Here is a 579-nt window from a genome sequence, read left to right on the forward strand (position 1 = left end):
CCCCGGACCGCGACAACGCCCGGAGGCGACTGTAGCAGGGCGGGGCCCGCAGACCATCTACACGCCCTCCAGCGCCTGATCGAGGTCTTCGATGATGTCCTCGATATCCTCGGTGCCGATGGCGAGCCGGATGTAGTCGGGGGTGACCCCGGTCGCCTGCTGCTCCTCCGGAGCGAGCTGCTGGTGCGTGGTCGTCGCCGGGTGGATGACCAGGCTCTTTGAGTCCCCGATGTTTGCCAGGTGCGAGAAGAGCCTGAGTCGCTCGATGAATTTTTTCCCGGCAGCCTCTCCTCCTTTGACCCCGAACCCGACGATCGGGCCGTAGTTCCCGGAAAGGTACTTCGTTGCGAGGGCGTGGCTCCGGTGCTCGGGAAGGCCGGGGTAGTTCACCCAGGCGACCTTCGGGTGGTCCTTGAGGAACCGGGCGACCGCGAGAGCATTCTCGGAGTGGCGCTCGACCCGGAGGTGAAGCGTCTCGAGCCCGAGCAGGAAGAGCCAGGCGTTGAAGGGGGAGAGGGCAGCCCCGGTGTCCCGGAGGAGCTGGACGCGGATCTTGAAGGCCAGCGCGACGTTGCCGAG

General features: G+C 66.5%; 1 protein-coding gene. It reads right to left on the bottom strand.

What is annotated here, in order from left to right; all coding sequences use genetic code 11:
- Nucleotides 1-57: 57 nt before the first annotated feature.
- Nucleotides 58-579: PLP-dependent transferase (locus ACI94_RS06255; protein ID WP_286681221.1), on the bottom strand; the 522-nt coding region annotated here is incomplete at its 5' end.

The organism is Methanoculleus sp. DTU007 (assembly GCF_001512385.1).
Lineage (GTDB): Archaea > Halobacteriota > Methanomicrobia > Methanomicrobiales > Methanoculleaceae > Methanoculleus > Methanoculleus thermophilus.